General features: G+C 53.1%; 10 protein-coding genes. 2 read left to right on the top strand and 8 right to left on the bottom strand.

Going from position 1 to position 9,556, the window contains the following annotated elements; all coding sequences use genetic code 11:
- Window positions 1-186: hypothetical protein (locus AC3B8H_RS14690; RefSeq protein WP_488442293.1), on the top strand; the 186-nt coding region annotated here is incomplete at its 5' end.
- Between the two features lie 72 nt (window positions 187-258).
- Here AC3B8H_RS14690 and nqrM read toward each other — a convergent pair.
- From nqrM to AC3B8H_RS14730, 8 genes are all read right to left on the bottom strand, one after another.
- Window positions 259-465 (bottom strand): (Na+)-NQR maturation NqrM, encoded by a 207-nt coding sequence (nqrM, locus tag AC3B8H_RS14695; RefSeq protein WP_488442294.1) that lies wholly within the window; start codon window positions 463-465, stop codon window positions 259-261.
- Window positions 466-678: 213 nt separating this feature from the next.
- Entirely contained in the window at window positions 679-1,899 is a 1,221-nt protein-coding gene (gene nqrF, locus AC3B8H_RS14700) for an NADH:ubiquinone reductase (Na(+)-transporting) subunit F (RefSeq protein ID WP_488442295.1), read from the bottom strand.
- 10 nt (window positions 1,900-1,909) lie between these two features.
- The gene (gene nqrE / locus AC3B8H_RS14705) at window positions 1,910-2,518 is read right to left on the bottom strand and encodes an NADH:ubiquinone reductase (Na(+)-transporting) subunit E (RefSeq protein WP_064028075.1); all 609 of its coding nucleotides are present in this window, start codon (window positions 2,516-2,518) and stop codon (window positions 1,910-1,912) included.
- Window positions 2,518-3,186: an NADH:ubiquinone reductase (Na(+)-transporting) subunit D gene (locus AC3B8H_RS14710; RefSeq protein ID WP_488442296.1), complete on the bottom strand. Its 669-nt coding sequence runs from the start codon at window positions 3,184-3,186 to the stop codon at window positions 2,518-2,520. Before AC3B8H_RS14710 ends, nqrE begins: the two co-directional genes overlap by 1 nt.
- A gap of 8 nt (window positions 3,187-3,194) precedes the next feature.
- Entirely contained in the window at window positions 3,195-4,055 is an 861-nt protein-coding gene (locus AC3B8H_RS14715; RefSeq protein WP_064028071.1) for a Na(+)-translocating NADH-quinone reductase subunit C, read from the bottom strand.
- Window positions 4,048-5,247, bottom strand: a complete 1,200-nt coding sequence (locus tag AC3B8H_RS14720; RefSeq protein ID WP_488442297.1) for an NADH:ubiquinone reductase (Na(+)-transporting) subunit B — start codon at window positions 5,245-5,247, stop codon at window positions 4,048-4,050. Before AC3B8H_RS14720 ends, AC3B8H_RS14715 begins: the two co-directional genes overlap by 8 nt.
- Window positions 5,248-6,594, bottom strand: coding sequence for a Na(+)-translocating NADH-quinone reductase subunit A (locus AC3B8H_RS14725; RefSeq protein WP_488442298.1), 1,347 nt, complete (start codon window positions 6,592-6,594; stop codon window positions 5,248-5,250). It abuts the gene before it with no gap.
- Between the two features lie 190 nt (window positions 6,595-6,784).
- Window positions 6,785-7,513, bottom strand: coding sequence for a metallophosphoesterase (locus AC3B8H_RS14730; RefSeq protein WP_488442299.1), 729 nt, complete (start codon window positions 7,511-7,513; stop codon window positions 6,785-6,787).
- Window positions 7,514-7,612: 99 nt separating this feature from the next.
- Between AC3B8H_RS14730 and ispG the strand changes: the two genes are divergently transcribed.
- Window positions 7,613-8,833 carry a flavodoxin-dependent (E)-4-hydroxy-3-methylbut-2-enyl-diphosphate synthase gene (gene ispG, locus AC3B8H_RS14735; protein WP_488442300.1) on the top strand — a complete coding sequence of 407 codons (1,221 nt, stop codon included), beginning with the start codon at window positions 7,613-7,615 and terminating at the stop codon, window positions 8,831-8,833.
- The last annotated feature ends 723 nt before the right edge of the window (window positions 8,834-9,556 follow it).

Consider the following 9,556-nt stretch of genomic DNA (forward strand, 5'->3'; position numbering starts at 1 on the left):
CTGTTCGGCAGTACAACACGTAACAAAGACAAAACGGAATTAGTGGTCTTGCTAACGCCGAGGGTCACAAAAACCCGTCAGGACGCTCAGGAAGTGACCGAAGAATTCAAACGGAAACTGTCCGGTATTTATCAAGAACGGACACCAAGCAACTCCCAAGAAGAACAGGAAGAAGTGGTTCAGTGATATGCATCCTGCCCCTTACATTTGGGGCAGGCAATTTCTTAGAGTAGCCTGCGTGAGGCTAATCGGTACGAACTAAATTTCCGTACGGGCACCTTCAGCGTTCGATAGAGCCGCTTGCTCGGCTTCAAATTGCTTCCGCTTGTCGCACTTCTCGGTGCAAATGCAATTCCCGGTACCGCCGCAAGAACCCTTGATCGCATGGCGGCCAAAGATCACGCCTACCGCCATGATTGCAATCACGATCAGCATAAATACGAAAGTTACTAAAAAATACGTCATGGTTGTCCCCTAATTCGAAATAACGGTTGAACTATGTCCAGCCGATAGATCGTTTAAATCTGAAATAGTTACCGTGCCGGTCGAAATAAGCATGGCGTCTTCGGCTGTTGAAACCGATTGATCCTATAAGGCCGCAACTAAACATAGTCATACAAAAAAAACGAGGAGAAATCCTAAGATCGCTCCTCGTTCCTGACCGGCAAAAAACCCGATTTAGCCGCCGAAGTCGTCCAGGAAGATGTTTTCCCTATCGACGCCGTTAGCCAACAGCATGTTGATCACCGACGAGTTCATGATCGGAGGGCCGCACATGTAGAACTCGCAATCTTCCGGCGCCGGGTGGTTCTTGATGAACTCCTCGAACAACACGTTATGAATGAAGCCGGTGTAGCCGGTCCATTCGTCTTCCGGCAAAGGATCGGACAAAGCCACATGCCATTTGAAGTTGTCGTTCTCGCGTTGCAGCATGTCGAAATCCTCGACATAGAACATTTCGCGTTTGCTGCGGGCGCCGTACCAGAAGGTAATTTTGCGTTTGGATTTCAAACGACGCAGTTGGTCGAAAATGTGCGAGCGCATCGGCGCCATACCGGCACCGCCGCCGATGAAGACCATCTCGGCGTCAGTATCCTTGGCGAAGAATTCGCCGTAAGGACCGGATACCCAGACTTGGTCGCCCGGCTTCAAATTAAAGATGAACGACGACATGATGCCCGGTGGTACGCCTTCCGGCGCGCCCGGCGGCGGCGTGGCGATCCGCACGTTCAGCATGATTTCCTTCTCTTCCGGATAGGACGCCATCGAATACGCGCGCAACGTCGGCTCTTTTACGTCGGACACATAGCGCCACAGATTGAATTTATCCCAATCCGGACGGTATTCCTCGGCGACATCCATATCCGCGTACTTGGACACGTGCGGCGGACATTCGATTTGAATGTAGCCGCCGGCGCGATAGTTGATCGCCTCGCCTTCCGGCAATTGCAATACCAGTTCCTTAATGAAGGTCGCGACGTTGTCGTTGGACTTGACGGTGCATAGCCACTTTTTGACGCCGAAGACGCTGTCTTCCACTTCGACCGCCATGTTGGTTTTCACCGCGACCTGGCAGGCCAGACGCTCGCCGTGCGCCGCTTCGCGCTTGGTGATGTGCGACAACTCGGTCGGCAGAATATCACCGCCGCCGCTATGCACTTTCACCTTGCATTGGCCGCAAGAACCGCCGCCGCCGCAAGCGGACGAAACGAACAATTGGTTGTCGGACAACGCGTTCAACAATTTCGAACCGGCCGGCACGTGAATCTTCTTCTCGTTGTTGATCAGAATTTCCACATCCCCGGCGGCCACCAGTTTGCTTTTCGCGCCGATGATCATAAACACCAGCGCAATCACGATAGCCGTGAAGAAAATAACCCCTAATGCAATTTCTAGCATTACGATACCCTTACAATTGAATTCCAGAAAACGCCATGAAGCCCAGGGACATCAAGCCGGCGGTAATGAAGGTGATACCCAGGCCTTGCAACGCGGCGGGCACGTCGCTGTATTTCAGCTTCTCGCGCACGCCGGCCATCAAAGTAATCGCCAGCGCCCAACCGAAGCCGGAGCCAATACCGTAGGTCACGCTCTCACCGAAGTTGTAATCACGCTCGATCATGAACAAGCTACCGGCCAAAATGGCGCAGTTCACGGTAATCAACGGCAGGAAGATACCCAACGCGTTGTAGAGCGCCGGAAAGAATTTATCCAGCGTCATCTCCAGAATCTGCACGATCGCGGCGATCATGCCGATACAGCTCAGCAGACTCAAAAAGCTCAAATCCACGCCGGTAATGCCAATCCAAGCCAACGCATCTTCCTTCAACAAGGTTTGATAGATGAATTGATTCGCCGGCACGGTCAAGGTTTGCACCACCATGACCGCAATGCCTAATCCCATTGCCGTCGAGATTTTCTTGGACACCGCCAAGAAGGTACACATCCCCAGGAAGAACGACAACGCCAGGTTTTCGATGAAAACCGCTTTAACAAATAAGCTGATATAGGCTTCCATTAGTGGTGCCCTCCTTCACCGTGAGCAATCGACAGAATTTTGAACTCGTTGTGTTCGACTTGTTTCGGCTTCCAGGTACGGAAGGCCCAAATAATCAAACCGATGACGAAGAACGCGCTAGGCGGCAGCAGCATCAAGCCGTTCGGAACGTACCAGCCGCCGTCCTTGACCAAGGGCAGAACTTCGTAGCCCAGCAGCTTGCCGGAACCCAAGGTTTCGCGAACCAGAGCGACCAGGATCAAAATCAAGCTGTAGCCGGCACCGTTGCCGATACCGTCGATGAAGCTTTGCAGCGGCGGATTTTTCATCGCATAAGCTTCGGCGCGACCCATGACGATACAGTTGGTGATAATCAAACCGACGAACACCGACAGTTTTTTACTGACGTCGAACGCGAAGGCTTTCAACAATTGATCGACCACGATAACCAGCGAGGCGATGATAATCATCTGCACGATAATCCGGATGCTGCTCGGCGTATGCTGGCGTACCGCGCTGATGGCCGCGCTGGAACACGCGGTAACCGAGGTCAGGGCCAGAGCCATGATCAACGAGGTCGACATTTGCGAGGTTACCGCCAACGCCGAACAAACGCCGAGTACCTGCAGGGTAATCGGGTTGTTATCGACCAACGGCTCGAATAATACTTTTTTGGTTTCTTTGTCCATGACGACTCCTAACCGTTTGACTTGATTTTGTTCAGGTATGGCGCGAAACCTTCCGGTCCCATCCAGTACAGGATCAAATTGCTGACACCGCGGCTGGTCAACGTGGCGCCGGCCAAGCCGTCGACTTTGTTAACCGCATCGGGACGGCTGGTATCGACGGTGCCTTTCACCAGGGTCAAAGCCACTTCGCCGTTATCGCCGTAGACTTTCTTGCCTTTCCACAAGGCGCGCCAGTTGGGGTTGACGACTTCGCCGCCCAGGCCCGGCGTTTCGCCTTGGTCGTACAGGTTGATGCTCTGTACGGTTTGACCGTCGGCCTCCAGCGCCAAGAAACCGTACATCGTGGACCACAAGCCATAGCCATTGATCGGCAAGATGATGGATTGCAATTTACCGGCATCCTTCACCAAAAACACTTTGGCCACCTTGGCCTTCATGCGGATGCTGGCGATGTCTTTCTCGACCGGAATCACTTCATTGGTTGCCGGGTCCTTGGCGGCCTTGCGTTGGTCGTATTCGTCAACGTCGCCGTCAACGTATTCGCCGGTCGCCAGATCGACCAATTTAGCTTCGATCCGGTCCTTAAAGGCTGCATCAATGTTGGTATCGTTTTCCAACAAGCCGGCGACATCGAGAATATTCTTCTTCATGTCCAGGGCTTTATTGTGCGATTGCAACGGCCGTAACGCGACGGTGGCCATCGATACCAGCACCGCGCAGACCAGACACAGGGCCAACGCGACGTTGATGGTTTTTTCCAGGCTATCGTTGCTCAGCGCCAGGATACGATCGGCATAAACTCTGAACTGCTCGTAATATTTACAAAGCTGCTCGTTATACTTGCAGGTTTTTTTCTCGGCATTAAGCATGGCGTTTAATCCTTCTTCTGATATTTGCTTGAACGACAAAGTAATCAATCAACGGCGCAAACATATTGGAGAAAAGAATTGCAAGCATCACGCCTTCCGGGAACGCCGGATTGATGACCCGAATGATGACGATCATCACGCCAATCAGAATGCCGTAAATCCAGCGGCCGGTATCGGTGTTCGCGGCTGAAACCGGATCGGTGGCCATATAGACCGTGCCGAACGCAAAACCGCCCAACACCATGTGCCAGTACCAAGGAATCGCAAACATCGGATTGGTATTGCTGCCGACGACGTTCAACAAGGTGGACATCCCGATCATGCCAATCAACACGCCGGCCATGATCCGATAGGACGCGACGCGGGTGTACAGCAGGAAGGCCGCGCCCAACAAGCAGGCCAAGGTCGAGGTTTCGCCCATCGATCCGGGAATGAAGCCCAGGAAAGCTTGGAACCAGCCGAAGCTGGCCTTGATCGCATCCAGACCACCGGCGGATGCCAACGACAACGCGGTCGCGCCGCTGTAGCCATCCACCGCGACCCAAACAGAATCACCGGAAATCGAAGCCGGATAGGCGAAGAACAAAAAGGCGCGGCCGGTTAACGCAGGGTTCAGGAAGTTTTTACCGGTACCGCCGAACACTTCCTTGCCTAACACGATGCCGAAGGAAATACCCAAGGCCACTTGCCACAACGGCATGTCGGGCGGCAAGATCAGCGTGTACAACATCGACGAAACCAGGAAGCCTTCGTTGACCTCGTGTTTGCGAACGGTCGCAAACAATACTTCCCAAACGCCGCCGACGGCCAGCGTGGTGAAATAGATCGGGAAGAAATACAACATGCCGTGCACCAAGCACGAAAACGGGTTGTAAGGGTTGTAACCGAACAAAACCATAGGGAAGCGACGCCAGTTGTCGATCGCTTCGACGCCCATGGCCTTCATCGCCAAATTAGCCTGATAACCGGTGTTGTACCACGCCATCAATATGCAGAACGCCGTGGCAATCACCACGAAAGTCATGGTCCGTTTCAGGTCGTTGCCGTCGCGAACATGAGTTTTACCGCGCGTTACATCGGACGGCGTGTAGATAAAAGTATCCACCATCTCGTAAAGACCGTAGTACTTCTCGAACTTGCCGCCTTTTGTAAAATGCGGCTCTATGCTATCTAATAAGTCTCTAGCCGACATTTATCCTTCCTTCTCGATTTTAGTTAAATTAGCTCTCAGCACCGGCGCGAAATCGTGCTTGCCGGGATCGACAAAGGTGAACAGGGAAACGTCTTCCTCGTTCAGCTCCAGACAACCCAGCGCTTGCGCGGTATCGGTATCGCCAACCACAATGGCTTTCAATAACGGCGTCGCCAAAATATCCATCGGCATTACGGTCTCGTAAACGCCAACCGGCACGATGGCCCGGTTACTGCCATTTTTATCGGTGGTCAACGGAAACAAACGGCCGTCTTTGCGGTCCTTGCTGGACACGTAAACGTTCATCGCGGAATATTTGTCCTTGCCGGCCACTATCCACCCGAAGAACTCGCGGTCGCGGCCTTCTTTCAGCGCGGAAACTTGCAGGCTGTAAGCACTCAGATACGCCAAGGGGCCGGCGGCTTCGTGTCCGTACAGAACCGAACCTGAAATCACGCGGTTTTCAACGTCCAGCAATTCACCAGCCACCAAGTCTTCCAGATTCGCTCCGACGCGGGTACGCACCAAACGCGGATTTTTGACGGTCGGTCCGGCCAGCGATACGACTCTTTCGACATTCAATTTACCGGTCGTGAATAACGCGCCGATCGCGATCACCGCTTGATAGTCGATATGCCATACCGATTTATGGCCGTTTACCGGATCGAGGAAGTGGATGTGGGTGCTAGGCAATCCGGCCGGATGCGGACCGGCAAATTCGGCAACCTGAACCGCGCTGTTGCTAGGCACGTCGGCGCCGTTGGCTTTACACAAATAAGTCTTGCCGGCAGTCAGTTTGGCAATCACCGTCAAACCGTTCAAAAAGTCGGCCGCCCGGTCTTTAATCACCACGACGGGATCCGCGGCCAACGGCCGGGTATCGATCGCGGTTACGAAGATAGCGCTCGGTGCACTGTCGGCGGCCGGCACTTTACCGTAAGGGCGAGTCAGAAAAGAAGTCCATAGGCCGGAAGCCAACAGATTCTCCTTGACTTGATCGGCGGACAAACCAGCCAGCGCCGCCTCGTCATAACTGGCGAAGCTCTCTTGTTGGTTGCCGTTCAGCTCAATGACTACCGACAATAACACCCGGCGGTCGCCGCGATGGACGGCCTTGACCACGCCGGCACCCGGTGAGGTAAAGTTGACGCTGGGGTTTTGCTTATCAACGAACAAAGCTTGGCCCAACTTGACTTTATCCCCTTCGGCAACCAGCATTTTTGGCTTCAGACCGACATAATCGGAGCCCAAAAGCGCTACCGACTTGACGCCGTTACCGTCACTTATTTTCTGTTCGGGCCCGCCCGTAATGGGCAAATCCAAACCTTTTTTTAATGTAAATTGCATAGTAGATACGCCTACTCTCCAGACAGATTGCAGCAAAAGCCCGCCGGAAAAAACTCCAACCCCACCGGGCACTTCAAGACATAAAACCGCGTCATTACATCACAACTTATCGGCTTTCTCAACGAGAAATCCTCAGTCGCGACGCCACCTGCAGCCCGGATTAACACGTAAACTAAGGCGTTTTAAGACTTCAAATTTCGATGGTTTTATTGATATCGAATCCCTCGACGGTTTTACGCCCGAGATAGCCTCGGGTATTGCTCAGGATTCTGGCGTCGGCGATCCGATAGTCGCCCAAATTGTGGACATGGCCGTGAAACCAGGCGGTAATCTCGTACTCATGAAACAACGGCTTCAAATCGTTGCAATAGGCCAATCGCTTCAGAACCTTGGGCGAACCTATCCAACTCCATTCGGTCGGCGCATGATGCGTGACGACGACGGTTTTTCCGGCGTAGGGTTCCGCCAACCGCGCTTCCAGCCAAGTCTTGGCTTCAACATGCAACGCGGAAAACCGACTCGGCGAGAACGCCTGATCCTCAAAACTGATCCGGCGAAAATCGTTCAGGGTTTTTTGCAACGCATCCGCTTTTTCGCTGCCCTCGGAAAACAGATCCGCCCACAGCGTGCACCCTAAAAAACGCACACCCTGGAACACAAACTGATCTTTTTCCAGAAAATGAATCTGGCTGCCGCTACATTCGCGGCGCAACATTTCCAGCACCTGACGATACTCGTAGCCGTAAAACTCATGGTTGCCGGCAACGTAAATCACCGGTTTATTCAAAGCCTTCAGCCAAGCCACGCCTTGGTCGAAAATTCCGATATCGCCCGCCGCCACGATAATGTCCGCGGCGGTTTCCGGCGCCGCCTGCTCGCCGAATTCCAAATGCACGTCGGAAAAATAGTTGATCAACACAAATTAACTCTTGACTATTGGCGTTGGGTTATAATTTTAAGACCGAGTAAAACGCTTGGTATTTTTCCAAACAACTTCGATTTCTTGCAAAACATTTCTATGTCCATAAGTTCCAGAAAGCACACTCAACAAGTTTTGGTTGGCAACGTCAGAGTCGGCGGCGGCGCTCCGATTGTAGTCCAATCCATGACGAACACGGATACCACCGATGTTGCGGGAAGCGTACAGCAAATTATGGAATTGGCGACCGCCGGGTCGGAATTGGTCAGGATCACCGTCAACACCGAGGAAGCCGCCAAGGCTGTCCCGGAAATCGTTAACCAGCTCGAACAAAAAGGGTTTTCGGTACCGATTATCGGCGACTTCCATTTCAACGGCCACAAATTATTGGAAAAATATCCGGATTGCGCCCAGGCCCTGGCCAAGTACCGAATCAATCCCGGTAACGTCGGCAAGGGTAAAGCCCGCGACCCGCAGTTCCAGCAAATGATCGAATTCGCAATCCGATACAACAAACCGGTACGGATCGGCGTTAACGGCGGCAGTCTGGATCAAGCCGTTCTAACCCGCTTACTCGATGAAAACCGTCAACTGGCGGAACCGAAGGAACTGCCCGCCATCACGCGCGAAGCCATCGTGTTATCGGCGTTGGAAAGCGCCGCCAAGGCTGAAGAACTCGGTCTAGGCAAGGATAAGATTATTCTGTCCTGCAAAATCAGCGATGTGCAGGAATTGATCAGCATTTATCAAGACCTTTCGGATCGCTGCGACTATGCCTTGCATCTTGGCCTGACCGAAGCCGGCATGGGCTCAAAGGGCATAGTCGCCTCTTCCGCAGCACTGGGTATTTTGATGCAGCAAGGCATAGGCGACACGATCCGGATTTCGCTAACGCCGGAACCCGGTGCCGCCCGCACCAAGGAAGTCGTCGTCGCCCAGGAAATTTTGCAAACGATGGGCTTTCGCTCGTTTACGCCCATGGTAACCGCTTGCCCAGGCTGCGGACGCACCACCAGCGATTATTTCCAAAGACTGGCCCAGGATATTCAAGGCTATTTGCGCGACCAAATGCCGCTCTGGAAAAACAAATATCAAGGTGTCGAAGAAATGAAAGTCGCCGTGATGGGTTGCGTCGTCAACGGGCCCGGCGAAAGCAAGAACGCTAACATCGGCATCAGCTTGCCGGGCACCGGGGAAACGCCGGTCGCGCCGGTATTCGAGGACGGCGTTAAAACCGTGACTTTAAAAGGCGACAATATTGCCGGCGAATTTCAAGAGCTTGTCGAGCGCTATATTGAAAGTCATTACAGCACTCACTAGGCTTCGACAAAAGCCGGCGAGGACATTCTGTCACCTCGTCGGCTATCCGCCACGCAATACCCCTTCAATCCCCAGCCCGCGCCGAATATCAGAGAAGGCTCAAGAACGACTACGTCAAGCGGCCTTAACGCGATCCGCCGAAGCGTCCTCGCTCTTGGCTTGGTACCATTCCTTAAAATCGACTGGCAGTTCCATGACGGGTCCGGTGACGCAGAATCTCAGCTTGCCGTCCGTCGCCAGATATATGCCACCAGTTATGTGACTATCCCCGAATCCTTTAGTATTTACGCTAAGCGAGGTGTTCATGACGATCCATTGTAATTGACTTGCGGGCGACTGTAGACGAGCTTTCTTAACGCTCTCTTAACTATCGAGTCGCGGCGGATACGCAGGTTTCAGCAAGGAGACGCGGTAAAAAAGTGATCTAGCCCCTCGATAGAACCGCGGAATGCAATTCGCCCGATTCGCTAAACCTTCATCCGACCTGATTGAGCCATCCCCTGAATCAGTTGAAGGTTCATCGCAAGTAGTAAATAATGCCTCGGACCCGTGCCGTCGGCTGCCGCGTCAAGGTGTGATTCGCCACCATCGCTACCCATCCGTATGAAGCTTAGGAATATTTTTCGCAAAGGTTTGTTTTCATTAGCGGTAGGTCTGGCGAATTACTTGCTGGGCACTCCGCCCGCCGTGGCTGAATGGCACGGCAATCTGACCTTCCTCAGC

The sequence above is a fragment of the Methylomonas sp. BG-2 genome, assembly GCF_057766305.1.